General features: G+C 52.7%; 26 protein-coding genes. 11 read left to right on the top strand and 15 right to left on the bottom strand.

Features of this window, described 5'->3' with window-relative positions:
- The first annotated feature begins 29 nt into the window (after positions 1-29).
- Positions 30-734 (top strand): dienelactone hydrolase family protein, encoded by a 705-nt coding sequence (locus J0X00_RS02610; protein WP_282476943.1) that lies wholly within the window; start codon positions 30-32, stop codon positions 732-734.
- Positions 735-772: 38 nt separating this feature from the next.
- Here the strand turns inward: J0X00_RS02610 and J0X00_RS02615 are convergent, their stop codons facing one another.
- Positions 773-1,564, bottom strand: coding sequence for a helix-turn-helix transcriptional regulator (locus tag J0X00_RS02615; RefSeq protein WP_136487069.1), 792 nt, complete (start codon positions 1,562-1,564; stop codon positions 773-775).
- Between the two features lie 112 nt (positions 1,565-1,676).
- Here J0X00_RS02615 and J0X00_RS02620 point away from each other — a divergent pair, with 112 nt between their 5' ends.
- Entirely contained in the window at positions 1,677-2,630 is a 954-nt protein-coding gene (locus tag J0X00_RS02620; protein ID WP_136487070.1) for a DMT family transporter, read from the top strand.
- A 69-nt stretch (positions 2,631-2,699) separates the two neighbouring features.
- Here the strand turns inward: J0X00_RS02620 and J0X00_RS02625 are convergent, their stop codons facing one another.
- Entirely contained in the window at positions 2,700-3,263 is a 564-nt protein-coding gene (locus J0X00_RS02625) for a nucleotidyltransferase family protein (RefSeq protein ID WP_240798208.1), read from the bottom strand.
- Positions 3,264-3,448: 185 nt separating this feature from the next.
- The gene (locus tag J0X00_RS02630; RefSeq protein ID WP_282476944.1) at positions 3,449-4,630 is read right to left on the bottom strand and encodes an MFS transporter; all 1,182 of its coding nucleotides are present in this window, start codon (positions 4,628-4,630) and stop codon (positions 3,449-3,451) included.
- Positions 4,631-4,792: 162 nt separating this feature from the next.
- Here J0X00_RS02630 and J0X00_RS02635 point away from each other — a divergent pair, with 162 nt between their 5' ends.
- Complete coding sequence (locus J0X00_RS02635; protein ID WP_282476945.1) at positions 4,793-5,674, top strand: LysR family transcriptional regulator; 882 nt, start codon at positions 4,793-4,795, stop codon at positions 5,672-5,674.
- Positions 5,675-5,991: 317 nt separating this feature from the next.
- Positions 5,992-6,792 carry a 2,5-didehydrogluconate reductase DkgB gene (dkgB, locus tag J0X00_RS02640; protein WP_282476946.1) on the top strand — a complete coding sequence of 267 codons (801 nt, stop codon included), beginning with the start codon at positions 5,992-5,994 and terminating at the stop codon, positions 6,790-6,792.
- 142 nt (positions 6,793-6,934) lie between these two features.
- Here the strand turns inward: dkgB and J0X00_RS02645 are convergent, their stop codons facing one another.
- From J0X00_RS02645 to J0X00_RS02670, 6 genes are read right to left on the bottom strand one after another with little or no spacing between them, the layout of a single operon-like run.
- Complete coding sequence (locus J0X00_RS02645; protein ID WP_136487074.1) at positions 6,935-7,600, bottom strand: HAD-IB family hydrolase; 666 nt, start codon at positions 7,598-7,600, stop codon at positions 6,935-6,937.
- A 1-nt stretch (position 7,601) separates the two neighbouring features.
- Positions 7,602-8,642: an ABC transporter ATP-binding protein gene (locus J0X00_RS02650; protein WP_282476947.1), complete on the bottom strand. Its 1,041-nt coding sequence runs from the start codon at positions 8,640-8,642 to the stop codon at positions 7,602-7,604.
- Positions 8,639-9,421, bottom strand: coding sequence for an ABC transporter permease (locus J0X00_RS02655; protein ID WP_282476948.1), 783 nt, complete (start codon positions 9,419-9,421; stop codon positions 8,639-8,641). Before J0X00_RS02655 ends, J0X00_RS02650 begins: the two co-directional genes overlap by 4 nt.
- Positions 9,408-10,298 (bottom strand): ABC transporter permease subunit, encoded by an 891-nt coding sequence (locus J0X00_RS02660; protein ID WP_282476949.1) that lies wholly within the window; start codon positions 10,296-10,298, stop codon positions 9,408-9,410. Before J0X00_RS02660 ends, J0X00_RS02655 begins: the two co-directional genes overlap by 14 nt.
- Positions 10,295-11,104 (bottom strand): alkaline phosphatase family protein, encoded by an 810-nt coding sequence (locus J0X00_RS02665; RefSeq protein WP_282476950.1) that lies wholly within the window; start codon positions 11,102-11,104, stop codon positions 10,295-10,297. The genes J0X00_RS02660 and J0X00_RS02665 overlap by 4 nt, the downstream gene beginning before the upstream one ends.
- 9 nt (positions 11,105-11,113) lie before the next feature.
- Entirely contained in the window at positions 11,114-12,184 is a 1,071-nt protein-coding gene (locus J0X00_RS02670) for an ABC transporter substrate-binding protein (protein ID WP_136487078.1), read from the bottom strand.
- Between the two features lie 220 nt (positions 12,185-12,404).
- On the opposite strand from J0X00_RS02670, the gene J0X00_RS02675 reads away from it, so the two are divergent.
- Positions 12,405-13,124: a UTRA domain-containing protein gene (locus J0X00_RS02675; protein ID WP_136487079.1), complete on the top strand. Its 720-nt coding sequence runs from the start codon at positions 12,405-12,407 to the stop codon at positions 13,122-13,124.
- A gap of 198 nt (positions 13,125-13,322) precedes the next feature.
- Positions 13,323-15,062, top strand: a complete 1,740-nt coding sequence (locus J0X00_RS02680) for a SulP family inorganic anion transporter (RefSeq protein WP_136487140.1) — start codon at positions 13,323-13,325, stop codon at positions 15,060-15,062.
- Between the two features lie 112 nt (positions 15,063-15,174).
- Here the strand turns inward: J0X00_RS02680 and J0X00_RS02685 are convergent, their stop codons facing one another.
- The 5 genes from J0X00_RS02685 to J0X00_RS02705 form a co-directional block, all read right to left on the bottom strand.
- Positions 15,175-15,795: a glutathione S-transferase gene (locus J0X00_RS02685; protein ID WP_282476951.1), complete on the bottom strand. Its 621-nt coding sequence runs from the start codon at positions 15,793-15,795 to the stop codon at positions 15,175-15,177.
- A 96-nt stretch (positions 15,796-15,891) separates the two neighbouring features.
- The gene (locus J0X00_RS02690; protein WP_282476952.1) at positions 15,892-16,923 is read right to left on the bottom strand and encodes an NADP-dependent oxidoreductase; all 1,032 of its coding nucleotides are present in this window, start codon (positions 16,921-16,923) and stop codon (positions 15,892-15,894) included.
- An 85-nt stretch (positions 16,924-17,008) separates the two neighbouring features.
- Entirely contained in the window at positions 17,009-17,605 is a 597-nt protein-coding gene (locus J0X00_RS02695) for a TetR/AcrR family transcriptional regulator (protein WP_282476953.1), read from the bottom strand.
- Positions 17,606-17,805: 200 nt separating this feature from the next.
- A complete protein-coding gene (locus J0X00_RS02700; protein ID WP_282476954.1) occupies positions 17,806-19,503 on the bottom strand; it encodes a pseudouridine synthase in 1,698 nt (565 codons plus the stop codon).
- An 83-nt stretch (positions 19,504-19,586) separates the two neighbouring features.
- Positions 19,587-20,438: a DMT family transporter gene (locus J0X00_RS02705; RefSeq protein WP_136487084.1), complete on the bottom strand. Its 852-nt coding sequence runs from the start codon at positions 20,436-20,438 to the stop codon at positions 19,587-19,589.
- Positions 20,439-20,572: 134 nt separating this feature from the next.
- Between J0X00_RS02705 and dmeF the strand changes: the two genes are divergently transcribed.
- A complete protein-coding gene (dmeF, locus tag J0X00_RS02710; protein WP_282476955.1) occupies positions 20,573-21,493 on the top strand; it encodes a CDF family Co(II)/Ni(II) efflux transporter DmeF in 921 nt (306 codons plus the stop codon).
- A 17-nt stretch (positions 21,494-21,510) separates the two neighbouring features.
- A complete protein-coding gene (locus tag J0X00_RS02715; RefSeq protein WP_136487086.1) occupies positions 21,511-21,927 on the top strand; it encodes a MarR family transcriptional regulator in 417 nt (138 codons plus the stop codon).
- 50 nt (positions 21,928-21,977) lie between these two features.
- On the opposite strand, the gene J0X00_RS02720 is transcribed toward J0X00_RS02715, so the two are convergent.
- Positions 21,978-22,562: a LysE family translocator gene (locus J0X00_RS02720; protein WP_282476956.1), complete on the bottom strand. Its 585-nt coding sequence runs from the start codon at positions 22,560-22,562 to the stop codon at positions 21,978-21,980.
- A 108-nt stretch (positions 22,563-22,670) separates the two neighbouring features.
- On the opposite strand from J0X00_RS02720, the gene J0X00_RS02725 reads away from it, so the two are divergent.
- The 3 genes from J0X00_RS02725 to J0X00_RS02735 all read left to right on the top strand — a co-directional run bounded on the left by J0X00_RS02725 (position 22,671) and on the right by J0X00_RS02735 (position 24,823).
- The gene (locus J0X00_RS02725; protein ID WP_136487088.1) at positions 22,671-23,114 is read left to right on the top strand and encodes an Lrp/AsnC family transcriptional regulator; all 444 of its coding nucleotides are present in this window, start codon (positions 22,671-22,673) and stop codon (positions 23,112-23,114) included.
- Between the two features lie 433 nt (positions 23,115-23,547).
- Positions 23,548-23,832, top strand: a complete 285-nt coding sequence (locus J0X00_RS02730) for a type VI secretion system PAAR protein (RefSeq protein ID WP_136487089.1) — start codon at positions 23,548-23,550, stop codon at positions 23,830-23,832.
- Positions 23,777-24,823 carry a sel1 repeat family protein gene (locus J0X00_RS02735; RefSeq protein WP_206208431.1) on the top strand — a complete coding sequence of 349 codons (1,047 nt, stop codon included), beginning with the start codon at positions 23,777-23,779 and terminating at the stop codon, positions 24,821-24,823. Before J0X00_RS02730 ends, J0X00_RS02735 begins: the two co-directional genes overlap by 56 nt.
- The last annotated feature ends 208 nt before the right edge of the window (positions 24,824-25,031 follow it).

A 25,031-nucleotide genomic window follows, 5' to 3' on the forward strand; every position in this document is an offset into this window, starting at 1 on the left:
TCGAAAGGGAGCTTCTGCAAGGAGATAGGATGAAGCAAACATTAGTTCATAAAGATCAGCATTTTGATTCGTTCATATATGATTTTGGCAATGAGGCACATGTCGTTTTTTTCCCTGATTGGGAAGGGTGCCACACCGAATATGCTCATCGTAAAGCGAAACAACTTGCAAAAAATGTCAACGGAAAAGTACTTCTTACCGATATTTATGGTTCAGGTCATCAGCCCAAAACTTACGTTGGAAAGGCTGAAGCGTTTATACGAAAAACACTCACAGAACCCCAAGAGCTTAGGAGGCTACTTGCTGGTTTATTCCCTGTTTTCAGGGATGCCTTGGGTGCTGAGGGTAAAAAAATATCGTTTGTTGGCGTTTGCTTTGGTGGCTCGATTGCATTTGAAGCTGGCCGGGCTGATATTGGCGTGGATGCGGCTGTTTCGATTCATGGCACACCAACCTCATTCCTACCGCTTGAAAAGACGGTCAATACTCGATTTTTATTGGTACAAGGAAGTCGTGATCCTCATATTCCACTGAACGCGGTAAGCGAGTTTATGCATGAAATGGACTTTGCCAATTGTTGCTGGCAAATGCTGATGCTAGGGGGAGTTCAGCATAGTTTTACCAAAGAAGAAATTGGCTATGGCGGATATGGCTCTCGCTTTAATCAATATGCAAACGATCAGAGCTTGCATGCTGCAACTTCATTTATTTGCGGAAGCCATCATACAGACTAACTGCAGCACCTTTGATCGCGTGATCGCGGAGAAAAACATCACCCCCCTAAATTCCTCCGGTACTCATCCGGCGTTACCCCGGTTAAACGTCGGAACATCGCAATAAATGCAGACGCGCTGGCGTAGCCGAGATCGTGGGCAACATTTTCTACTTTCGCGCCGGCTTCCAGCATCGGCATCGCTTTCACGACGCGCAGACGCTGGCGCCATTCTGAGACCGAAATACCCAGTTCACGCTGGGCGTGGCGTGTCAGAGTGCGTTCGGTGGTGTGCGCGCGCTGGGCCAACATTCGCAGGGATTCGTTGCTGCCCGGGTTTTGCTCCAGCCAACTGAGCACTTTGCTCAGCAAAGGATCGCCGGAGGTGGGCAGGTAGCTGCCAATCGGTGTGGCGTGGGTCAGTTGTTCGGCTAACACTTGCAGCAGGCGGTATTCGGCTTCGCTGTAGGGCGGGGTAATTAAACTCTGGCGCAGGTGCTCCAGCAGGGCAATCACCAGCGGGCTGATTTCCAGCGCGCAGGTGTGCTGCGGCATGGCGTGGCACAAACTTTCATCGACATACAGTGAGCCATGGCAAGTTTCGTAGCGGTTGAGCCCCTGATGCTCGACATTGGGCGGCAGCCATAAACCGTATTGTGACGGAGTCAGATACTGGCGGCTGCCGACTTTCACTTCCATCACGCCACTGAACGAATAAACGAACTCGCCCCAGCGATGACTGTGGCGCGGATAGGCGGCGTCGGCGGGCATACAGGCGGAGCGAAACACCAGCGGAGCCGGCAGTTCGGTACTGAATGGCGGGAAATGAATCTGTTGGCCTGGAATGCTCATGTTGACTCTGTCATATCATCGCTATGGGTTGTCTGATTTTAGCTATATGTCTTAATGACGACAACGCATAATGTAAACATAGCGATAACAAAATAACAGTTGGATAACGAGAATGATGACACGCAAACCAATCGACGCCACAGCGCTCGGCATCATGGTGGTGTTTTGCTTTGCCATGGGCTTACAACAAATTGCACTTAAAGCGACCGGAGAGGATATTGCGCCGATCCTGCAAATCGGCCTGCGCTCCGCCATCGCGGCGGTATTGGTGCTGGCGTACGTGGTGATACGCGGCAAAAAACTCCAGTTTGCGGACGGAAACTGGAAAGCCGGTATCCTGGTCGGTACTCTGTTTGCGTTGGAATATCTGTTTCTGGGCGCAGCGCTGCATTATACCTCAGCGGCCCATTCGGTTATTTTTCTCTACACTTCGCCTATTTTTAGCGCCCTGATCCTGCATTTTCTCGTTGAGAGTGAGCGGCTGAAAATTGTGCAGTGGGTAGGTATTCTGCTTGCCTTTTCCGGCATCGCGGTGGCATTTCTGTGGCACGGTGAAGAAGCAGCAGAGATGCAGCCCAATATGCTGTGGGGCGATTTTCTCGCTCTGCTCGGCGGTGTGGCCTGGGGCCTGACCACGGTATTGATCCGCAGCTCGAAACTGGCCAATGTCTCTTCCGAGCAAACGCTGTTGTACCAACTGGTGATGGGCGCGCTGATTTTGCTTGGCGCGGCAGCGTGGAGTGATCAGCTGGCGATTAATCCGACGCCGCTGGCGCTGGCCAGTGTGACGTTCCAGACTTTGATTATCTCGTTCGGTGGTTTTCTGCTCTGGTTCTGGATGCTCAATACCTATATTGCCTCGCGTCTTGGTGTGTTGTCGTTTATGACGCCGCTGTACGGTGTGGTGCTCGGGGCTTTGCTTCTGGGGGAGCGGATTGAAGCCGGGTTTTTGTATGGTTCGGCGATGGTGATTGGCGGCATTGTACTGGTCAGCGGTCATGGCTGGATCAAGCAGTTGCTGACCAAGCGGCGTGCAGCGCTCAAGCCCAGCCTGAAAGCGGAATAAAATACGGCGGCGGATCGGATTCGGCCGCCGGTTTGTGTGTAACTCAAAGACATAACCAGTCTGAAACGATTAAATCAAATGCAAATGCGGCCACAGTGTAAGCCATTTCTTTTCCAGAATGCGACGCTGTACCACTTCCGGCTGACGGTTGCAGGGGTTAATCGCGATGGTCAGTGACCAGTTCTGACGCAGGCCGTACGGCGCGCAGAAGGTCAGGCGGCCATCGGTTTCGAGCCGCACACCGACGCAGGTCGGCACTTCCACCCATTGCGCAATGCCGTGCGCGGTGCTGCGATAAGGGGCATGACCGTGCTTTTCGTGCATGCGTGCCTGATTACGCACTTCCCAGTTAATGTCCGGCATGACTGCGCAGAGGCGGGCTTGCAGTGCTTCTTCTGTTTGCGGTGAAACATCACTGGGATCGAAATAGACCACATCCACATCATTGAGTGGCGTCATTTCGGGCTTGTGGTGCAGGTGATCCCAAATCGCGTTGCGCACAAAGCCGGCTCCCAAATACCAGTCAGGTAAATTGAGCGCTTGCACGGCCAGCAGACAGCGCATACGCAATGAATCATTGCGTAGCAGAGCTTCGGTTTGTCCCAGATAAAGGTGTTCAATATCACTTGGCATGTATTGCGGGTAATTATGTTAGTGACTGTTGATATTCAGTATAACGGTAATCTCGCATGATGGCAGGAGAATATGATATCGGTTCAGTAAATCATCAAATTGATGCCTCAGCGCATACCAGCCCTCGTCGGAGGGCTTGGTGCAATTCCTGCGAGCTTAGCTCCCTTCCCCTGAGTTTGGTGCCGTTACAGTGAGCGGGCCAGTTCGGGCTGGCGCTTATCAAAACGTTGGCTGAGACGGGTCAGCAGCAGGGCAACCGCGACCACAATCGCGCCCACCCAGGGTGTAGTCATCAGGCCGGATTGCTCCACTACCAGGCCACCGCCCCAGGCGCCAAGGGCAATGCCGATATTAAAGGCGGCGATATTGAGCCCTGAAGCGACATCGACCGCATTGGGAGTGTAGTGTTCGGCCAGCTTCACCACGTAGACCTGCAGTCCGGGCACATTACCAAAGGCGAACATACCCCAGATAAGCATGATGATCACCGCCGTCACCGGGTTGGGCGCGGCGAAGGTCAGTAATAGCAGCACCAGGCTCAGGCCGGTGAAAATCACACTCAGCGCCTGAGTCGGACCGTGTTTGTCGGCCAGTTTGCCGCCCCAGATATTACCGAACGCCACCGATACGCCGTACACCAGCATCAGAATACTGATGGTGGATGTGGCAAAACCGGACACTTCATGCAGGATGGGGGCGATAAAGGTAAAGGCAGTGAAGGTGCCACCATAGCCGAGTGCAGTAATGGCAAACACAAGCAGCAGACGCGGCTGCATTAGTACTTTGGCTTGCTCGGTCAGCGAGGTTTTAGCCGCTTGCGGCAGGGTTGACGGTACCAGCAGAGCGCTGCCGATCAGGGCGATAAGCCCCAAGAGCGCGACCGTTAAAAAGGTGGTCTGCCAGCCGAAATGCTGGCCGATGTAAGTGCCAAGCGGTACGCCGGTCACTAGTGCAACGGTCAGGCCGGTAAACATGATGGCGATCGCGCTGGCGGCTTTCTCCCTTGCTACCAGGCCGGTCGCGATGGTTGAGCCGATGGAGAAGAACACACCGTGCGCCAGGCCAGTCAGAATACGCGCTAGGATGAGCGTGCTGTAGCCCGGAGATTGCCAGGCGAGCAGGTTACCAGCGACAAACAGCGCCATGACGCAAAGCAACACGTGTTTTCGATTCCAGTTGCCGGTTAAGGCGGTGAGTACCGGCGCGCCGATGGCGACGCCGAGCGCATACAGGCTGACCAGCAAACCGGCCGAGGGCAGAGAAACGTTGAGGTCTGCGGCCATGGTCGGCAGCAGGCCGACGATGACAAATTCAGTGGTGCCGATGGCAAACGCACTGAGGGTTAAGGCAAATAAAGCAATAGGCATAGCAATTTTCCTGTTGAAGTTCCGCTGCCGTCTAATGAGTGGAGATGTGTCCGGCAACGGGCTGACTGTGTTTAGATAGGCGCATTATTGATGAGCTTTTATTTGCTAAAAACGCTAGTATTGGCAAAATAATTTTGTCATTTATGTAAAAATGGAGCGCCTATGCTGACCCGTTCTGATGATCTGGAAATCTTACTGGCAGTGATCGACAGCGGCAGTTTCTCCCAGGCGGCCGAAGTGCTGGATGTGCAGGTGGCCAAGGTGTCACGTGCGGTGAGCCGGATTGAGCAGCAGCTCGGGATGACCATCTTAAACCGCACCACGCGGCGCCTGGATTTGACTGAAGAAGGCCGTCGTTTTAGTGAAACCATCCGAGCGGGGCTACAGCAACTGCGCCAGGCGGAAGAAGAGGTGGTGTCGCGCGGTGAACTGCCGAAAGGCAAGCTGCGCGTCGATGCGGCCAGCCCGTTGATGCTTCATCAACTGGTGCCGCTGGTGCGTGAATTTCATCAGGCCTATCCGGATATTGAGCTGGAACTGACCTCGAATGAAGGCTACGTTGACTTACTGGAAAAGCGCACCGATGTGGCGATCCGGATTGGCAAGCTCAATGATTCCACTTTGCATGCCCGGCCTTTGGGAAAAAGTCCGCTGTTTGTAGTCGCTGCGCCGGACTACCTTGCCCGACACGGCTTCCCGGCGACACCATCTGAGCTGCAACAGCATGAAATTGTCGGTTTCACCAGCCCGCGTGCGCTGAATGTCTGGCCGCTGCAGGGCGGTGATTACGTTGAGCCGACCATTGCCTGCAGCAGTGGTGAAACCGTGCGCCAGTTAGTGCTGGCCGGCAATGGTATTGGTTGCCTGTCCGGCTTTATGATTCATGAAGACTTGGCCGCCGGCCGGTTGGTGACCCTGCTTGCTTCATATCGCCAACTCAATTCAGAGCGTGAGCTGGTGAATGCAGTGTATTACAAGTCCTCTAACGTTGCGCGTCGTATCTCTGCGTTTATCGATTTTATTCAGCCAAAATTCACCCTGTAGAGCGGATAGCGTGAGTTTGGCTTATGTCTGGCCGCGAGCCTGACAGCGGCAGGTGATATTAGTTTTTGCAAATTTGACAAAAAAGTTTTGTCTTTGCACCAGTTAATCTCTTTCGCTTCGGTTGTTAGCATGCTGACCGATTATCCGGCCTATGATGCGGTGTAACACGGCCACTGATTAAGAGGTAAAGCGTGCCCGGTCATGTACGGGTCACGCTTTACCATTAACGGATGACAGTTTATTGACTTACTCTTCATTAATCCATGTTATATCAATGGATTAATTACATTGAACAACCACGATAAGGAGCGAACTCCATGCAAATTCCTCAGCTTGGCGCAGGTACATTCCGTCTGAAAGGCGATGAAGCGGTTCAGTCGGTTGCGATGGCACTTGAGGCGGGTTATCGCCACATTGATACCGCGCAGATTTATGGCAACGAGCAAGAAGTTGGCCAGGCGGTGAGTGCAAGTGGTATCGCGCGTGAAGCGCTGTTCATCACCACTAAAGTGTGGATGGATAAACTCTCGGACCAGCAGTTTTTGCCAAGCGTGAAACAGAGCCTGCAGGACTTAAACACCGACTATGTTGATCTGCTGCTGATTCACTGGCCGCTGGCGGATGACAGTGTCGCGATGGGTGATTACCTGCGCAGCCTGAAACAGGCGCAGGATCAGGGCCTGACCCGCCACATCGGCGTGTCGAACTTTACCGTGGCACAGATGAGACAGGCGATTGAGATCCTGGGCGAGGGCGTTTTGTACACCAACCAGGTGGAAGTCCATCCTTACCTGCAAAACAAGGCTGTGGTTGAGTTCTGCCGCGCGCACGACATCATAGTGACCGGTTATATGCCGTTTGCTTACGGCGATGTGCTGAAAGATGATGTGATCGTTGAGATTGCCGAGCAGCATCAGGCGACACCGGCTCAGGTGGTTCTGGCCTGGATGGCAGCCAATCACTTTGTCACCATTCCGTCGTCAACCAAACGTGCCAATATCGACAGCAACCTGGGCTACGTCAATGTTTCTCTCAGTGAGCAGGATATGGCGCGCATTGCGACTCTGGATCGCAACCATCGTCTGGCTAATCCGGACTTTGCTCCGCAGTGGGACTGATCGCGTCGCGTGACTGCGATACTGAGTTGTTAAGATAACCACGCTGATCAAGATGAAAAGCCCCGGCCGTTGTATTGATGGCCGGGGCTTTTACTTGTGATAAGGGTCGCGCTATCTCAGGAACAGTGATAGCGACAGCAGCTTAAGCCTGACCCCAGCGCAGTACCTGCCAGTGCGGCTGACCAGCATGAGCCGCCAGACGCTGGCACGGATTCACCAGATAAGCGAAATCGGCGTGCTGGCACAGCGGTAAATCGTTAATCGAGTCGGTGAAAAAATGCACTTCATCAAGGTGTTGCGGGTGAGTAAGTAACCACTCCTCTAACCGGGCCACTTTACCCTCGCGATAACTCGGTACGCCGACAATCTCGCTGCTGTAATGACCGTTGCTGACCGCCATATCAATACCGAGAGCATGAGGAATACCGACCTGTTTGGCCACGGCTTCGACCAGAAAACTGACAGAGGCCGAGATGATCAGCATGGTGGTATTGTGTGCTTTGAGCGTCGCTATCAGGTTACGCGCTTCATCAAACAGACGCGGCATGATACGGCGGTCGACACATTCATCCACCAGTGCATGCACCTGCTCAACCGGCAGGGCGGCGAGGGGCTGCATTACGTAGTCGAGATAGTCTTCCATATCCATTTCACCGCGCGCGTACAGTGACATCAGATAGCGATCCTGATTAAGAAATTCCGGGTCGGTGGCGATGCCTTTGTCGACCAGAAACTCGTTCCAGATCATGGCGCAGTCGCCGTCGATTAAGGTGTCGTCCATATCGAACACGTACAGGGGTTGAGACATATCAGGCACTCACAGGTTGTAGTTCATTGAGATTAAAACGCAGCTCCAGCACACTGCCTGCAGGCAGTAAGCGCTCGGAAGAGCGGTTGAGCTGATCGACGGTCAGCTCGCAGTCATCCAGCGCGACCTGATAACGGATCACGTTGCCCAGCAGTTGCTGACTTTTGAGAACGCCGCGCATCGGCGCAGAAATATGCGCGCCACCGCTATAGTGGCCCCCCGATTCTTGGCGGCCTGCTTCGGCCACATAAATCGACTCCGGACGTACTGCCACTTTATGCTTGCTATCGAGGGCAAACAGTTTTTTTGCCTGCGCAGCACTGAGCAGATTGTAATGCCCCATAAAACCGGCAACAAATTCATTGGCCGGCTGGGTATAAATTGCCTCCGGCGAGCCTTGCTGCACTATCTTACCCTGATGCATAAGGAAAATGCGATCTGACATTGTCATCGCTTCTTCCTGATCGTGGGTGACGAAGATGGTGGTCAGGTTGAGCGCCTGCTGAATGTCGCGGATTTGCTGGCGCAGGTGCTTACGGATTTTGGCATCCAGTGCCGACAGCGGTTCATCGAGCAGCAAAATACGCGGTTTGACCACCAGAGCGCGCGCCAGAGCGACGCGTTGGCGCTGGCCACCTGACAACTGATGCGGATAACACTGCTCTTTACCCTGCAGCGCGACCAGTTCGATAATCCGGCCGACTTGCTGTTCAATATGCGCTTTATTCGCGCCTTGCATCTTTAAACCAAAACCGATGTTGCCGGCCACGGTCATGTTGGGAAACAGGGCATAAGACTGAAATACCATACCAATGCCGCGCTGCTGCGGCGCACTGTGGGTAATATCCTCACCAGCGACTAAAATGCGGCCGCTGTCGACCGGGTTGAGCCCGGCCAGGCAGCGCAGCAGAGTGGATTTACCACAGCCGCTCGGACCGAGCAGGGTGATAAACTCGCCCTGACGGATATCAAAATCGATCGCCTCAAATACAGTGTTGTCACCAAAACGCTTGGTGAGCAGGGAGACAGAAACGTCACTCATGATTTTGCTCCAATCCGGCTTGCCAGCCAGGTACAGATAAAGATAAACAGAAAGTAAGTCATTACTAACGCCGAGGTGAAATGACCGCTGGTCTGGCGCATGTTATCGAGATAAATCTGCAAGGTTTCATAGCGGGTGCCGACCAGAATGTTGGCAAACACAAACTCCCCGAGCAGGAACGAAAACGACAGAAACAGCGCGGCCATTAATCCTTTGCGTAGGTTGGGCAGTACAATATGCCAGAAGGCTTGCAGCGTGCTCGCGCCGAGCAGGTGCGCGGCGTCCATCAGATCGCGCAGGTTAATGGCCGTAAAGCTGTTCGCTATCGCGCGGTACATGAAGGGCAGCGCGATGGTGAAATAGGTGCCGATCAGAATCCACGGCGTGCCGACCATGGGGACGCTGCTGTCAGCGTACAGCTGCAGCAGGCCGACTGAAGAGACCACCGGCGGCACGGCAAACGGCAGCAGGATCAGCAGATTCATCAGCTTGTCGAGTTGGGGGAAATAGTAAAACACCACAAAGATCGCCGGCAGAATCAACACAGTGCTCAGTGCCAGCGCAGCCACGCACACCAGCAGTGATCGGCCGAACGCTTCGACAAAGCGTACATCACTGAGCAATTGGCGGTACCAGTCGAGGGTAAAGCCGTCCGGCAGAATGGTCGCCCCCCAGCGTGACGACAGTGAGTAAGCCAGCGTGGCGATGATCGGCACCAGCATCAGGGCGACGATGCCGTACACCACGCTTTTGTGATAAACGGAATTAGCGTGTTGCATGATAGCTCCGGGCAATCAGCCATTGGTTAATCAGGGTAATAGCAGCCAGAAGTGCCATCAGCAGTACTGAAATGGCTGCCGCCAGATTCGGTTCGAGAAACAGATCGCCGGATACCAGGCTGGCGATGCGGATGGTGATCAGGTTGTAGTTACCGGAGGTGAGGGCATACACACTGGCATACGCGCCCATGGCATTAGCAATCAGAATGATTAGGGTGCCGAGCAGAGCTGGTGACAGCACCGGCAGGGCAATGTGCGCCCAGTAGCGCCAGCTACGCGCGCCAAGCAGCGCTGCTGCGGCTTGCCAGTCATCATTCAGCGTATCGAAGGCGGGATAGAGCAGCAGTACCGCGAGCGGGATCTGGAAATAGATGTAGATCGCCAGCAGGCCCCACTGACCATACAGATTAAAGTCATCAATCAGGCCGTATTGTTTGAGCAGCAGAGTCAGCGCGCCATTGGTGCCGAGGATGATGATGAAGGCAAACGCCAGCGGCACTCCGGCGAAGTTACTGCTCATGTTGGTAAAGGCAATCACCGCATCGCGCAGTCGCCCTGGAACACGGCGCAGCGAACTGACCAGCAGAGCCGCAATGGCAAGCCCGGCCAGGCCCGACCACAACGCCAGCCACAGGCTGTTGCTAAAGCCTTGCAGGATAAAACCGGAGCTGAATATTTCGCGATAGTTATCCAGTGACCACTGTTCATCCACCTGAAAGCTGTTGACCATGACCCACAGCATAGGAGCGAGCTGAAACAGATAGAAAAACAGCGCAAACGGCGACAGCCAGGCCAGTGGCATAAAGCGCTGCCAGCTGCGGGGTGGGTTGCTTGCGGCAGGTTGAGTGGTCGTTTGGCTCAAAGTGGAACTGCTCATAGCGCCAGTACCTCTTGCGCGCACGGTTTGTCGTGATTAAGGCGCAGCAGCTCACACACGGTGCCGCAGACGTCAGTCTGACGCAGCGCCACTTCCGGTTGGTGCGAAAAGCGATCGCCAAGCACAAACAACGGCACTGCGCGCTCTTCTTGCAGCGTCCCGCCATGCGTGCAGTCGTCATTCATGCCGTGATCACTGGTGATCAAAATCTGATAGCCATCGGCGAGCCAGGCCGGAACAAAATGCGACAGCAGCACATCAGCATGGCGGGCACTGTTGCGGTACTGGGGGGAGTTGAGTCCGTAGCGGTGGCCACAGTCATCAATGTTCATCGGATGAATCAGCAGAAAGTCCGGCTGATGCTGACGGCGCAGCGATTCGCCGTCAAGAAACAGCGCTTCATCCGGATAGTGATCCCAGTGATAAAAACAGCCGTGCTGAATGTTAAGCGACTCGTCATGGGTAAAGCGGTCACGCACCGCATCGTAAGGAGCGCGGTTGTACAGTTCGCTGAACCAGTGATAGGCCGCGGCGGCGGTGGTTTTACCCTGTTGCGTGGCGAGGCTGAATACCGATTCAAACTGAGAGCGGCGTACTGTCTGGTTGCTGACAATACCACTTTCAACCGGCGCAACGCCGGTCAGCAGGCATTCATACAGCGGACGGGACAGAGAAGGCAGTTCGCACTGCAGCGGATAAAGTGTTGCTCTTTGCTGCTCAATCAAACCGTGCAGGTAGCCCATGCACTGACGGGCTACCTGAAGATTGAGTCCATCAAGAACAACAAGGATAACCTTATTGCGCATTATGACCTCTTACTGCTGGTGGATAAGCACATTTTCCTGCCATTGACGTGGCAGTTTACGTGCGGATTTTTCCCATGCGTTGAAATCCGTGACCGGATGAACATTCTGATAGGCCGAGTTAGGCAACAGCTTATCCTGCACTGATTGCGGCAGGGTAATGTTGCTGCGGATTGGGCGGGCATAGCCTTCGGCCAGATTGATTTGACCCTGATCGCTGAAAATGTATTCGCGTGCCAGTTTCGCGGCGTTTGGATTGGCCGCGTATTTATTGATGATGGTGGTGTAACCGGAAATCACCGAGCCGTCTTGCGGAATCGTGACAGTAAAGCGGCTGCGGTCTATCTGGTCGCGATAGTTGAGGGCGTTGAAATCCCACATGATGGCCACTTCCACTTCGCCTTTTTCCAGGTTGGCCAGGCTTGGGTCGGTAAAGGACAGACGGCCTTGCTTGGCCAGCTTGGCAAAGAAGTTCAGTGCCGGTTCGAGGTTACTTTCGTTTCCGCCGTTGGCAAAAGCCGCCGCCAGCACCGCGTTATTGGCCTGAGCAGCCACACCAACATCACCGACGGTCACTTTGTAGTTGCCAGTTAGCAGGTCGTTCCATGATTTTGGAGCGTCTTTGACCAGATTATTGTTGCTGATAAACGCAATAGTGCCGGTATAGGCCAGCGCCCAGTGACCGTCTTTATCTTTGGCCCAGTTCGGAATATCGCTCCAGGTGGTCGGTTTGTACGCCTGGGTCACGCCTTTTTGCACGGCCACGCGCGCAAAAGCAAAACCGACATCGCCGATATCTGCGGTGGCGTTACTTTTCTCCGCGGCAAACTTAGCGATTTCCTGTGCCGAGCTCATGTCGGTATCCTGATGTTTGAGACCGTAATGCTGGCTCAGATCCTGCCAGGTGCCTTTCCAGTTTGCCCAGCTGTCGGGCATGCCGACGCTGTAGACCGCGCCTTCTTTCTTGGCGGCATCGATTAACGATTGGATGTTGGCCTGTTCAGCGAAAGCAGGCATGGCAAGTGTGGTGGCAAGTAAAGTGGCGCCGGTGATCATGGCCGAGCGGTGCAGTAACGTTTTCATTGTCTCTATCCTTCTGGACTAGGTCAGTAAGTACGTTTTTTATCCTAGGCAGCGAATATGACGATTTAGCGCCAGTCAGATGACGCTTTTACGGCGCTTTTATGGCAGTTATGTTGCGAAAAGCAGTAATGATCGGTGATTGTGCCGCAATTGTCTGTCATAAATTTGTTATCTGCGCTGACTATGCTGGGCGGATGAATAAGGACTGGACTAGATCAGGATGAAGCGACAGACGAGCACGCAGTTGGGGTCGATTAAATCGACGTTGCGTGATCAGATTTGCTCGGGAGTGATGAACCAGCGTCAGAAGCTGCCGTCAGAGCGCGAGCTGAGTGAGCTGTTTGAAACCACCCGCATTACAATTAAAGATGCGTTGGTGTCACTGGAAACCGAAGGGCTGATTTACCGCGAAGAGCGGCGCGGCTGGTTTGTGTCGCCGGAGCGGGTGCGTTACAACCCACTGTCACGTTGCCACTTTCATCAGATGATTGCTGAGCAGAACCGGATTGCGGAAACCCGGGTGCTGAATGTACGCAGTGTGCTGGCGACTCAGGAGTATGCGCGTGCGCTGCAGATCACCCGGATGACACCGGTACATATCATTGAACGGCTGCGCTTTATTGATGGGCGCGCTGTGTTATTTGTCGAAAACTGTCTGATCGCCGGTCTGTTTGCGGATATTTTAGCTGAAAATCTGGCCGGTTCACTGACCGGATTGTACGCACGTAAATACGGCTATTGCACTCAACGCTCGCGCTTTGATGTGGTGCCGACCGCCGCGCCGCTGCATGTGGCCAGGGCGCTCAATCTGGCCGCCGGTCAGCCGGTGCTGAAAATCTGCCGGGTGAACTACAATCAGCATGGCCAGATCATGGATTGTGAGTTTGAATACTGGCGGCCAGATTCGGTGGTCATCACCATCGACAGTTGCAGCGACTGAGATTTAGCCGCGGCTCTGTTTCAATTTATCCAGTACGCGGCTTGATGCCGAACATGCCTTTGATCATTGTTATACAAATCAGCAAATTAGATACGTGATTAGTCAATCTTGGTTTATGCTTAATGATATAAGTGCCGCAGGGGCGGTCCATAACATAGAGGTAACCAAGCCTTGAGAACAGCGTGGTTGCGGCAGACGATGCCGGGATTTTATCAGTTAAAACAGTATCAACGTGTCTGGTTAAAGGACGACGTGCGCGCTGCCTTGTCGGTGGTCGCGGTTGCTCTGCCGGTGGCCATTGCGTATGCCCAGCTGACCGGCGTGTCAGCGATTGTCGGTTTGTACTCCTGCGTAGTGCCGATGCTGGTATATGCTCTGTTTGGTACGTCACGTCAGCTGATTGTCGGGCCGGATGCCGCAACGTGTGCGGTGATTGCCGCGGTAGTGACACCGCTGGCAGGCGGCGATGCGACCAAGCACTGGCAACTGGTGATGACCATGACTGCCATGACCGGTATCTGGTGCATTGTGGCGAGTAAATTCAAGCTCGGTATTCTGGCGGACTTCCTGTCGCGGCCGATTCTGCTTGGCCTGATTAATGGTGTGGCCCTGACGATTATTGTCGGTCAACTGAGTAAAGTGGCCGGGGTCAATTATCAGGCGCGCTATCTGCTGGAGCGGTTGCTTGAAGCGCCGCAACGGGCGCTCGATGTGCATTGGCAAACGGTGCTGGTCAGCGTGTTAACGGTAGTGGTCTATTTTGTTTCGAAACGGCTGCGTCCGGCCTGGCCGGCAGCAATGCTGGCGATCATAGCCGCGGGCGGTTTGGTGTGGGTGACCCAGCTTGACTCCAGCGGCGTCAGCGTTGTCGGCGCGATTGAAGGTGGTTTACCGGTGTTTCAGGCTCCGGCATTCGATATTGGGATCAGCCGTGAGCTGGTGGTGCCGGCGCTCAACCTGGCTATGGTCAGCTTTGTCAGTATGATGCTGACAGCGCGCAGTTTCGCTGCCAAAAACGGCTACGATATTGATGCCGATAAAGAATTCCGAGCGCTGGGCATTGCCAATATTGCGTGTGCCTTTTCGCAGGGCTTTGCCATCAGCGGGGCCGATTCACGCACCGCTGTGAACGATGCCAACGGCGGTAAATCGCAGCTGGTGTCGGTGATCGCGGCAGTGCTGATCGGCATCATTGCGCTGTTTGTCTATCGGCCGCTGCAATATATTCCTACTGCGGCGCTCGGTGTGGTGCTGATCATCGCTTCGATGTCGCTCATCGATCTGAAAGGATTATGGACGTTACGTAAACGCGACAAAGATGCATTCTATCTGGCCGGTATCACCTTTATCGCGGTGCTGGTGGTCGGCGTGATTCCCGGCATTACCCTTGCGGTACTGCTGGGGCTGTTTCAGTTCTTACGTGTGGTGATGCGCCCGAGTGATCAGCGGCTCGGGCTGGATAAAGACGGCATCATTCGTACCATCGACGGCAGCGGCAAAGCGACCGCGATCCCGGGCCTGGTGCTGTATCGGTTTAATTCGCCGCTGACCTATTTTAATGCGCCGTATTTCAAACGCCGGGTGCTGGAGGTTGTTGAAGGTAACGACACGGAAGTAACCTGTGTGGTTATAGATGCAGTGGCGAGCTTTACCCATCTGGACCTGAGTGTGATGGCGATGCTCAGTGATGTGCAGACCATGCTGAAAAAACGCGGTATCCGGCTGATCCTGGCCGGACGCAAGCGCAGTATGCGCCAATGGTGTGAGTTGAGCGGGGTGCCGGTTGGCGATGGTGGTATGGTGCTGCGCGCTGATATGTATCTGGCGATTAAACTCAGTGGCTGTTATATCCAGGCGGTTGAGGAAGGACAAATTCCTGAAGTGCAAAAAGAAGCGCCGGTCGATGCGCCGCCCAAGGCGGTGCCGGAGGTGGCCTGATGGCGGCCGGAGTTATCTTGTGCAGTCACAACGCGGGTTCAGTGATGAGCCCGATTCAATTAAAAATAACAAAGCCTGCCGCGTGGCAGGCTTTGTTATTCAGAACGTAAGCTCAGGCGCTCAGTTCGGCTTCAGTCTGATTGGCTTTCTGGTAGCCCGGCAGGGTCGACAGATGAGCCAGATACGCTTTGATATTGGGGAAGTGATCCTGCATACCGCTCATGTACACCGCTTCGGCGATAAAGGACATCATGATATCAGCCCCGGTCAGTTTGCCGGCCACCAGATACTGTTTTCCTGCCAGTTGGGCATCCACATAGCCTAGTACTTTGGCCGCTTCGCCATTGGCGTATTTTTCCAGAAATTCGGTTTGCGCACTCTCCATGCCAATGAACAGCTTGAGCAGTAAAGGCAGCATGCCTGAGCTTTCGGCAAAGTGCAGCCACTGCAGATAATCAATGTATTCGTCACTGTCTTTAGCCGGAGCCAGTTGCTGCGGTGCATAACGTTCGATCAGATAATCGGTAATGGCACCGGACTCTGCCATCACTCGTCCGTCGATTTCAATCACTGGTGATTTACCCAGCGGATGAATGCTTTTCAGTTCCGGCGGGGCGAGGAAAGTCGCTTTGTCACGCAGATAAGGCACGACGCGGTACTCTACGCCGAGTTCTTCCAGTAGCCAGATAATGCGCTTGGAACGTGACTGATTGAGGTGGTGCAGGGTTATCATGCTATGTCCTTGTCTTTGTGTATGTATGTGCCAATGTACCGGCACTCGCTGCCTTGTACGCAGCGAATGCCGGTTTGGACTTATAACGGTTTGAATTTATAACGGAGAGTTCACTTCAATCACCAGTTTGCCAAAGTTTTTACCTTCCAGCAGGCCGATGAAAGCATCTGCGGCATTCTCTAGTCCTAGCACCATTTGCTCGGTGTACTGCATTTTGCCTTGTGCCAGCCATTGGGTCATGTCGGCCGCAAACTCATTGTAGCGGTGTCCGTAATCATCAAAAATAATAAAGCCTTGCATCTTGATACGTTTGACGAGCAGTTGCACCATCAGGCTTGACATGCGATCCGGACCATCCGGCAGTGAAGTGTTGTTATACATCGATACCATGCCACAAAGCGGTACACGAGCTTTAGAATTCAGCAGGGGTAATACGGCGTCAAATACCTTACCGCCGACGTTTTCAAAGTAGACATCAATGCCTTGTGGCACCGCAGCGCTCAGCTGCGCGGCAAAATCGTCGGCTTTGTGGTCGATACAGGCATCAAACCCCAGCACTTCCACCGCATGACGACATTTTTCTGCGCCGCCAGCGACACCCACCACACGACAACCTTTTAGTTTGCCAATCTGGCCCACGGTTGCGCCGACCGGGCCGGTAGCAGCCGCTACTACGATGGTTTCACCTGCTTTTGGCTGACCGATGTCCAGCAGACCCATGTAGGCGGTGAAGCCCGGCATGCCCATGATGCCCAGTGCATAAGACGGATGGGAGGGGTGTTTGCCAAGTTTCAGCAGGCCTTCACCATTGGAGATGGCGTATTGCTGCCAGCCCGTGTAAGCCAGTACCCATTCACCGACTTCATAGTCTGCATGATTAGAGACTTCAACCTGGCACACGGTACCACCTACCATTACCTCATCCACTGCAACCGGATCGGCGTAGGACTTGGCGTCACTCATACGGCCACGCATGTACGGGTCAAGAGACAGGTAAATGGTGCGCAGCAGCACTTCACCTTCGCCAGGCATTGCGACTGGCAGGCTCTCAGTACGGAAATTGTCGGCCGTTGGTGCGCCGACCGGGCGTGAAGCGAGTACGATGCGTCGGTTTGTTGCTTGAGTCATCTCTGGTGTCCTTTTTCAATTAGACCAGTCGTCTAGTAAAGGTTGCAAAAAAACCGCTATCGAAATAGCGGGTCGAATCGATATATCAGTCAGGCGCATGGCCTTGCAGGATCTGCTCTGTACTGCGCAGTGCCTGTTGCAGGCTGACATCATCCTGGCGAATTTTGTTGAGTAAGCTGGCGCCAATCCACAAATTATACAGCAGGTCGGCAGTGCTCTGGCTGTCATTGACCTGCAGTTCACCACGCGCGATACCTTGCTCAATGCACCGCGCCAGCCGGTCGATCAGTTGACGTGTCCCTTTGAGCAGCGCCTGGCGCATGGGTTCGGAGAGGTCCGACACTTCACCGGCCAGTTTTACCACCAGGCAGCGGGATGCGTTGCAGCGCTGGCTGTTGTATTCGGTCCAGTAGTACCAGTAGCGCATTAATTGCTCATAGCGGGATTCCTCGTTGTCGATAAACAAGGTATCAAGCCGGGACTGATAATGGTCGAAATAGGCAACGAGCAGGGCTTCGCCAAACTGCTCTTTGGATTTGAAGTAGTGATAAAACGAGCCTTTGGGCACGTCTGCACTGCGTAGCAACTCGGACAGCCCGACCCCGGTAAAGCCTTTATTGACCACCAGTTCGTAACCGACTTCGAGAATATGCTGACGCGTATCTTGGGTTTTCGTGTTCATGACAGGCACTGTAATTGAAATTAGACCGGTCGTCTAGTTATCGTTTGGGACGGATTTTTCCTGTTCAGGTAACTATATGAGTAACAGTCAGAAAAAATGAGTAGCAGTCAGAAAAAATTAGCAGCAGTAAGACAAAAGATCGCACGCGGCGATCTTTTGTCTCAACTGATGTCGGATACGGTTTTGTTTGTGGCCGGAGCTTAAAAATCGGCATCAATCTGAAATGTCATCCGTTGTTTGGTGTAGGGGTGATCAAAGCTGAGAGTCTCGGCATGCAGATGCAGGCGGTCGGCTTTTTCACCGTACAGGTCGTCACCGGCAATTGGGGTGTTAAAGCCTCGCGTATGGGCACAGTGTACCCGTAATTGGTGGGTGCGACCGGTTTTCGGATAGAGATAGACCCGGGTCTGGCCTTGCGCAGTACGGATGGTTTGCCAGAACGTCTCTGCTGGTTTACCGTGCTGCTCACACACCATCTGGCGCGGACGGTCATCCAGATCAGGCCGCAGCGGCAGGTAAATGTAGCCTTCTCCCTGGGCTATTTCCCCACTCAGTAGGGCGACATAACGTTTCTCAACTCCACGGGTAATAAATTGTTTCTGAAGGCTTTTATTCGCGCGGCGAGTAAGAGCAAACACCAGTAGGCCGGAGGTCGACATGTCTAGTCGGTGCAGGACAAACGGGCCTTCCACATCAGGAAAGCGCTGTTCGAGCCGGGTCAGAACGGAATCTTTCACGTTCACACCGGGCACGGATAAAAATTCGGCCGGTTTGTTGACCACCACAATCGCTTCATCCTGATACACGATGTCGATCTCTTTGCCTTGGGCCGGATTGTCGAGCAGCGGATTGGGATCCAGATCCATCCCTGCCAGCATATGGCCGAGGATCGGATGACACTTGTTCTGGCAAGCCGGATAGAATTTCTTATGCTGGCGGATTTCTGATTTTGGTGAGCAGCCCCACCAGAATTCAGCCAGTGCAAGCGGTTGTAGCTGATGGCGAAACGCGTATTGCAGCAGTTTTGGCGCAGCGCACTCACCGGAACCGGCAGGCGGGAGCGGATTACTGCTATCAGCAAAGATCGCATTCAATGATTGCTCGTCCCCCGCACGGTTAAGAAAGCGATACTGACCAAACAGTTTACTCTGCAAGGCAGCGGACAACTGTTTGCGTTGTTCCTTGAGCTGTTCCAGCTCCTGATTGAGGTTGTCTGACTGGTTGCGTAGCTCATTGAGCTGAGTTTCCCACTGCTGTTTGAGCTTTTTCAACTGATTCTTTTCCGCCACACTCTGCCTGCCAAGTTGAGCAAGCAAGGCTTGCAAGGCAGTCGGCTGTAACGTTTTCTCCCCCGCGGCGCGCTGTGCTTTACGCTCTGCGCGGGCGGCGATCATCTGCTGGCGGAAGGCTTCGATCGCCTGCTGAGCATCCTGCTGGCACTGCTTGATTTCAGCGTCCAGTCCGGCCCTGCGTGGATCGCCTTTCAGTGCTTTAACCCGCTGATTAATCAAGTTGATTTGATCTGCTTCAGCGCGGAAAAAATCCGGGTCAGCAAAGCGGTCAAATACTGGCGGCACAAAAGCCGGCCAATGGCTCTGCTCGGCCAGCTGACCGGAAAAGGCGCTCAGATAGCCCAGCTCTCCATCGGGCTTTCTGACCACCAGCACACCAAACATTTTTCCGCTGGCACCGCTTTGCTGCTCGTCGTTGAGGCCGAATGGATGGGACCAGTCCTGCTGAGTCATGATGTGCTGCTGCAACTCTTCGGCGGCGATGATACTGAGCGGATGCGGTTCATAACAGAACGGATAGGTAAACCGCTCTGGCAGGGCAAGGGCGGAAATATCGCGCTGGAACGGAGTAAAGCAGGCAGCGGTCTTGGGCGGAGTAGATGACATAATGAGGTTCTTGCTGGTGATCGACGCTGCGAATTGTACTTGGCTGCGAGGGAAAATCCAGCCTGGGTTTCTCCGGACAGAAACTAGGTGCCGGCACGCTGGCGGGCAATAAACACCAGGCCAATCCCGCCCAGAATTAGCAGGCTGATCATGGTCAGGCGCCATGTGAGGGTTTCGTCGAGTAGCACACTGCCGGCGATGAGGGCGATCGCCGGGACGGACAATTGCGCCACGGAGGCTTGTAAAATCGTCAGGCGGCGCACCACCTGATACCAAAGGATATAACCGGCGGCAGAGGCGATGCATCCGGAAGCGAGCGCCAGAAGAATGCCAGTCGTGGTGAGGGCATTGAGGTTAATTAACCACGGAGCCAGCAACACGCACAGCAGGCTGGCACACCAGAACCCCTGCGCAATCGCGCTGGTCGGATTGTCACTTTGCCGTCCAAGTAAGGTAAACCCTGCCCAGCATAATCCGGATAGGATCATCAGCGCGGCAGACCAGAGATCCGGCTGCTGCGCACTCGGTAGCATCAGGTAAATAAAGCCGGCGACGGAAATCGCCAGGCCCAGCCATTCGAGACGATTGACGGCATTGCCCTGCCAGCAGTGCGCGATAAGCAAGGCCAATTGTACGGTGCCGAACAGCAACAGAGCGCCGGTTCCCGCAGACAGTTGCAGATAGGCAATCGAGAAGCACAGTGCATAGCCAAACAGAGCCAGTCCGGCTTTGAGTGAGAAGCGCCATTGATAGACGCGCCGGCTTTTGGGAACGACCAATGCATGCAGAGCGATGAGAGTCACGCCGCCGGACACCAATCGTAATGCAGTAAATGATCCGGCATCAATCGCACCGTCCTGCAGTGCCAGGCGGCATAAGATGGAATTGGCAGCAAATGCCAGCATGGTGATGGTGGTGACAAGGCTCACTGGCACGGTCAGTTTCCTTATGTCGTTGGATTATTAATTGTTCAACATTTAATGCGAAAATGCATAACATGGCCAATTTATTTTACTTTGATTATCAAACAAACTACCATGTAGAAAATTTGATAATCAAAGTAATTCTTATGCAATCACCGAACTGCCCACAGGTACAAACCTTTTCATACGCTAACCGGCAAGGTGAGAAGAACACCATTTATGTGTTGTTACTTACCCTGGTGACTATGGTGGCCGAGATTGTCGCCGGGACCATTTATGGCTCGATGGCACTGCTGGCGGATGGCTGGCATATGGGCACGCATGCCGCCGCTTTTTGTATCACCTTGTTTACTTTGCGTTACGCGCGTAAGCATCAGGGCACACGCCAATTTACTTTCGGTACCGGTAAAGTCGGTGTGCTGGGCGGCTATACCAGTGCGATTGGATTGGGACTGGTCGCAATCATCATGCTCGGTGAATCGGTGCACCGTTTGTTTAATCCGCTCTCGATCCAGTTCAATGAAGCGATTCTGGTGGCAGTTGTCGGGCTGTTAGTTAATGTGGCCAGCATGTTTCTGTTGCAAGATCACCATGGTCATCATCATGCTCACGACCACGACCATGCTCATTCTCATGGGCATGAGCACCAGCATGATCACAACCTGACGGCTGCCTACATGCATGTGCTGGCAGACGCGTTGACTTCGCTGCTGGCGATAGCGGCATTGATCGTTGGTAAATATCTCGGCTGGGTATGGCTGGACCCGATTATGGGCATGGTCGGCGCGCTGGTGATCACCAAGTGGGCGCTGGGACTGATGAAACAGACCGCGCCTATTTTGCTTGATGCCCATATTGGTGCGGATTATGAGCAGCGGATATTGGAGCGCCTGGATGATGATGGAGTCAATGTCATGGATATGCATATGTGGAAAGTGAGCGCCAACCACTATGCGGCCACGATTCGCCTTAAAACTGACAGTGATAAAGATGCGGAGTACTTTAGACAGCAACTGAAAGACTTTGATAAACTGCACCACCTCACCTTAGAGGTCAATGCCAAGTAAAGCGACAAGGTCCCGATATGCCACACCTGACTGAACTGAATAATCTGATCACCGAGTTCTATGACAAAATGTCCTCCTGGGAAATGTCGGTGGTGAAAGAGACCGGCTATTCTCTGGCACAGATCCACACGCTGGAAGTGCTGGGCAGTCATGGTGCTATGCGCATGAAAGAGCTGGCTAACCGTCTGGGCATCACCACTGGCACTCTGACGGTGCAGGTTGAAAAGCTGGTTCAGGCCGGATTGATCGAGCGTCGTACGATTGAAGGAGACCGTCGTTCAGTGTTGGTTGATCTGACTGAACAGGGCCAGGATGTGTATCGTCAGCATAATGCGTTGCATTTAACGCTGACCCAGGATCTGACCCGTCATTTTACCCAAGAGCAGCGCGAGCAACTGGCCAGCATGCTGGCCAGTATGAACCACGAATTTTGAGCATTTGGATGTGTTGTTCTACCAACCAGCCATCACCTTCGGCTATCTGATTACAACATCGGAAGGGTCGATGCCAGCAGTAACCCTCCCATCGCCCCATTAAACCAGCGCACATATTTGGGGTGTGTCATCCAGCTGCTGAGCTGTTTACCGGCTGCTGTCCACACACTGACGCTCGGAATATTGACCATAGCAAACACCAGAGAGATAAACAGCAGTTGCAGCCAACTGGCACTCTCGTTATAGACACTGACCGCGGTCAGTGCCATTGACCAGCCTTTCGGATTAACCCACTGAAATAATATCGCCGAGATAAACGACATCGGCCGGTACTGCTGTGAGCTGCTGGATGGGCGACTGCGCGCAATCTTAATCGCCAGATAGACCAGATACGCCAGACATACCACATGCAGGATCTGTTGCAGCAGCGGATAAGCCTGAAACAGACCGGTTAATCCGACGCCGACCAGCAGTACCATCAGGCTAAATCCGACCGTAATTCCTAACATGTGCGGAATCGTTCGCAGAAAGCCGACGTTGGCTCCGGAGGTCATCAACATAATGTTGTTCGGACCCGGAGTAAAAGTTGAAACAAACGCAAATGCCACTAAAGGGCCCCATTGACTGTAATCCATTGTGCTACTTCTCAGCGATTGAACATGGGATAAATAGTAATGGCTAATGGGCGCAATTTTGTGTTTATATTTGTGTTGAATGATGAATGTAAGCAACAAAGGTGTGTTATGGATAGGTTTGATGACAGAATATTGCGTGAACTACAGCGAGACGGCAGGATCTCCAATGTTGAGCTCTCCGAGCGGGTCGGTTTGTCACCCTCAGCGACTCTGAGGCGGGTCCAGGAGCTGGAGCGCAAGAAAATCATTAAAGGTTATCGCGCTGTGCTGGATAAGACCCAGCTTGAGGTCGGCTTTATCGCTTATGTGTCGATTGGCTTGAACAGCCATACCAAACAATCGCAGCTTAGTTTTGAAGAGCACGTTAGTGAGGCCAGAGAAGTGGTGGAATGCCATAACATTACCGGCATGAACGAATATTTACTGCGGGTCGAAACCAAAGACTTAAGTGCTTATAAACGTTTTCACGCCGATGTGTTAGGAGAGTGTTTACAAGTGCAATCGATTACAACTATGGTGGTCATGGATTCGCCAAAAGATGAGCGTGAGTAATAATAAATCAATATATCAAAGCATACTAAAATAAGTATTAATTTAATTAGCAAATGATAATAAATCGGATATTTCAGTTAACGTTAATGGAGTTAAAATAATATATTCTCAACATTGAGATGATGAAAATATGTCCTTAGCTTAATTTGGTGATATTCAGCCATTAAAATTGATCGGTAAGTGATTTAATTGTTATTAGGTGAATTTTTTTAGAGTAAATACTTTAATTGTTTTCTTTTTTCTGACATTTAATTCAACCTGGGCAAGTTATTGTACAAGTTATTGTATTGGCCTGGGCATGTTCTTGCCTGGATCAGGTAAGAAGTTGCTCGCGTGATGGTGAATTCCGCTACCGCTTGTATCAGATTCAGGTATACAAATTGCTTTTAGGCTTCTCAGCTATTTTTTATCGATAAATCAGAGAAACCTTATTATGGGAAATGGAATAATTGTAGGCCACGTGGGGACCGACCATGAGGGCTTTGCGCCGACCCCAGTTACTGCGGGGTCCGGGTCGGTCAAAATTGACGGCAAACCTGCGGCAAGAATGGGAGACCCACTGGAAATGCACAGTAAACCTTTGCATCCCCCGCATCCGCGGGCCATTGCGGCGGGCTCTGCAACCGTAATGATTGACGGAAAACCAGCAGCCCGAGCGGGTGATGCTATTGATTGTGGCGGCGTATTACAAGGTGGCAGCAGTGTTAACATCGGCTAAAAAATTACTTTTTTCCGTCGTCTTTGGTCTGTCTGTAGCGAGTTTCGGAGCAAGTGCAGACAGTTACGATGTCGACACTCTCTCCGCTCAGCAGGCGCTGGAAAGCGGACGTTTATTGAGGGCGCAGTTTAAGAATATTGAAGCGCGTAATTACCTCAAACACGCGGCCGATATGGGCAATGCTGACGCTGCGTATCTGTATGCGATGGAACTGTCGAACTACAATACCACGATACGTACTCCACCCAGAGCGAGAGATTATTTGTTGCAGTCTGCTAATGGCGGTAACCGTCATGCTATGCACCATCTCTATACTCATGGCGATTGGCTGACAGATCATGAGCAGGCATATTGGCAACAGCAATATCATGATGCTTTGGTGACTTTGGGGCAGAAAGATGCGCCGCAAGCGTTGTACGAACTGGCTCAGTATTATCAACCGATTGACCCGACGCTGTCAGAGCAGTACTTAAACATGGCCGTCGATTTTAAGCAGCCTCAGGCCTTGATGGAAAAGGCCAAACGCTACCAGGCTGGTGCTGGCTATTTTGTTTTACCGGGTGAGCGTGATACGCAAGTGAGAAAAATGTATCTCGCAGCTGCACAAACTGGTTATATCCCGGCAATGCGCGCTTATATCGGTTTGCTGGAAGACAAAGGACGTTATGAGGAAGCGCTGCATTGGCGTGAAGAGGCGCTTCAGGCCGGTGATTTGACTTCTCTGGCTGCGCTCGGCTTTGTTTATGCCGGCCAAAGCGAAAACTATCAGTTTGTGCCAACGGACCTGGCGAAAGCACGGGCCTATATGGATATTTACATTGAAACAGCGGGCACCAACCGACTGAAAAATCTCTATCTTTCCGTTGAAGAGAGTAATAAAAACATTATTCAGCGCATGAATGTGACCCAGGAAAAACGTGCTGAAAATATCGAACAAAAGCTTAGGAATAATGTGGATTACTATAACCATGATCGCTTTTGGGATATTTAATCGATTTTAATATTAGTAATTAATTATAAGAATGGCGATAGCAAGAGTTTTTTGGAGCAAGGTCATGTTTTTGTGTTTTTTTGTACAACAAATACATCGCAAATGAATAGAATGTCCCAAAAAATAAATATTGAAACATCGTCAGAGACACTTTTTCTTAATTAAGAAAAATATAAATAAAACTGGCACGAGCCGATAAGCCTTTAAG

This window comes from Vibrio sp. ABG19, from assembly GCF_029962385.1.
GTDB classification, from domain to species: Bacteria; Pseudomonadota; Gammaproteobacteria; order Enterobacterales; family Vibrionaceae; genus Vibrio; species Vibrio ostreae.

Excerpts from the sequence above, each read along its gene's own strand:
- J0X00_RS02610 (WP_282476943.1), top strand. The coding sequence starts at position 30 with ATGAAGCAAACATTAGTTCATAAAGATCAGCATTTTGATTCGTTCATA.
- J0X00_RS02660 (WP_282476949.1), bottom strand. The coding sequence starts at position 10,298 with ATGAGCAGTTCCACTTTGAGCCAAACGACCACTCAACCTGCCGCAAGC.
- J0X00_RS02625 (WP_240798208.1), bottom strand. The coding sequence starts at position 3,263 with ATGCCAAGTGATATTGAACACCTTTATCTGGGACAAACCGAAGCTCTG.
- dmeF (WP_282476955.1), top strand. The coding sequence starts at position 20,573 with ATGCAATCACCGAACTGCCCACAGGTACAAACCTTTTCATACGCTAAC.
- J0X00_RS02665 (WP_282476950.1), bottom strand. The coding sequence starts at position 11,104 with ATGCGCAATAAGGTTATCCTTGTTGTTCTTGATGGACTCAATCTTCAG.
- J0X00_RS02620 (WP_136487070.1), top strand. The coding sequence starts at position 1,677 with ATGATGACACGCAAACCAATCGACGCCACAGCGCTCGGCATCATGGTG.
- J0X00_RS02715 (WP_136487086.1), top strand. The coding sequence starts at position 21,511 with ATGCCACACCTGACTGAACTGAATAATCTGATCACCGAGTTCTATGAC.
- J0X00_RS02735 (WP_206208431.1), top strand. The coding sequence starts at position 23,777 with ATGCTATTGATTGTGGCGGCGTATTACAAGGTGGCAGCAGTGTTAACA.
- J0X00_RS02725 (WP_136487088.1), top strand. The coding sequence starts at position 22,671 with ATGGATAGGTTTGATGACAGAATATTGCGTGAACTACAGCGAGACGGC.
- J0X00_RS02645 (WP_136487074.1), bottom strand. The coding sequence starts at position 7,600 with ATGTCTCAACCCCTGTACGTGTTCGATATGGACGACACCTTAATCGAC.
- J0X00_RS02675 (WP_136487079.1), top strand. The coding sequence starts at position 12,405 with ATGAAGCGACAGACGAGCACGCAGTTGGGGTCGATTAAATCGACGTTG.
- J0X00_RS02680 (WP_136487140.1), top strand. The coding sequence starts at position 13,323 with ATGCCGGGATTTTATCAGTTAAAACAGTATCAACGTGTCTGGTTAAAG.
- J0X00_RS02695 (WP_282476953.1), bottom strand. The coding sequence starts at position 17,605 with ATGAACACGAAAACCCAAGATACGCGTCAGCATATTCTCGAAGTCGGT.
- J0X00_RS02685 (WP_282476951.1), bottom strand. The coding sequence starts at position 15,795 with ATGATAACCCTGCACCACCTCAATCAGTCACGTTCCAAGCGCATTATC.
- J0X00_RS02690 (WP_282476952.1), bottom strand. The coding sequence starts at position 16,923 with ATGACTCAAGCAACAAACCGACGCATCGTACTCGCTTCACGCCCGGTC.
- J0X00_RS02630 (WP_282476944.1), bottom strand. The coding sequence starts at position 4,630 with ATGCCTATTGCTTTATTTGCCTTAACCCTCAGTGCGTTTGCCATCGGC.
- J0X00_RS02730 (WP_136487089.1), top strand. The coding sequence starts at position 23,548 with ATGGGAAATGGAATAATTGTAGGCCACGTGGGGACCGACCATGAGGGC.
- J0X00_RS02615 (WP_136487069.1), bottom strand. The coding sequence starts at position 1,564 with ATGAGCATTCCAGGCCAACAGATTCATTTCCCGCCATTCAGTACCGAA.
- J0X00_RS02635 (WP_282476945.1), top strand. The coding sequence starts at position 4,793 with ATGCTGACCCGTTCTGATGATCTGGAAATCTTACTGGCAGTGATCGAC.
- J0X00_RS02655 (WP_282476948.1), bottom strand. The coding sequence starts at position 9,421 with ATGCAACACGCTAATTCCGTTTATCACAAAAGCGTGGTGTACGGCATC.
- dkgB (WP_282476946.1), top strand. The coding sequence starts at position 5,992 with ATGCAAATTCCTCAGCTTGGCGCAGGTACATTCCGTCTGAAAGGCGAT.
- J0X00_RS02700 (WP_282476954.1), bottom strand. The coding sequence starts at position 19,503 with ATGTCATCTACTCCGCCCAAGACCGCTGCCTGCTTTACTCCGTTCCAG.
- J0X00_RS02720 (WP_282476956.1), bottom strand. The coding sequence starts at position 22,562 with ATGGATTACAGTCAATGGGGCCCTTTAGTGGCATTTGCGTTTGTTTCA.
- J0X00_RS02670 (WP_136487078.1), bottom strand. The coding sequence starts at position 12,184 with ATGAAAACGTTACTGCACCGCTCGGCCATGATCACCGGCGCCACTTTA.
- J0X00_RS02650 (WP_282476947.1), bottom strand. The coding sequence starts at position 8,642 with ATGAGTGACGTTTCTGTCTCCCTGCTCACCAAGCGTTTTGGTGACAAC.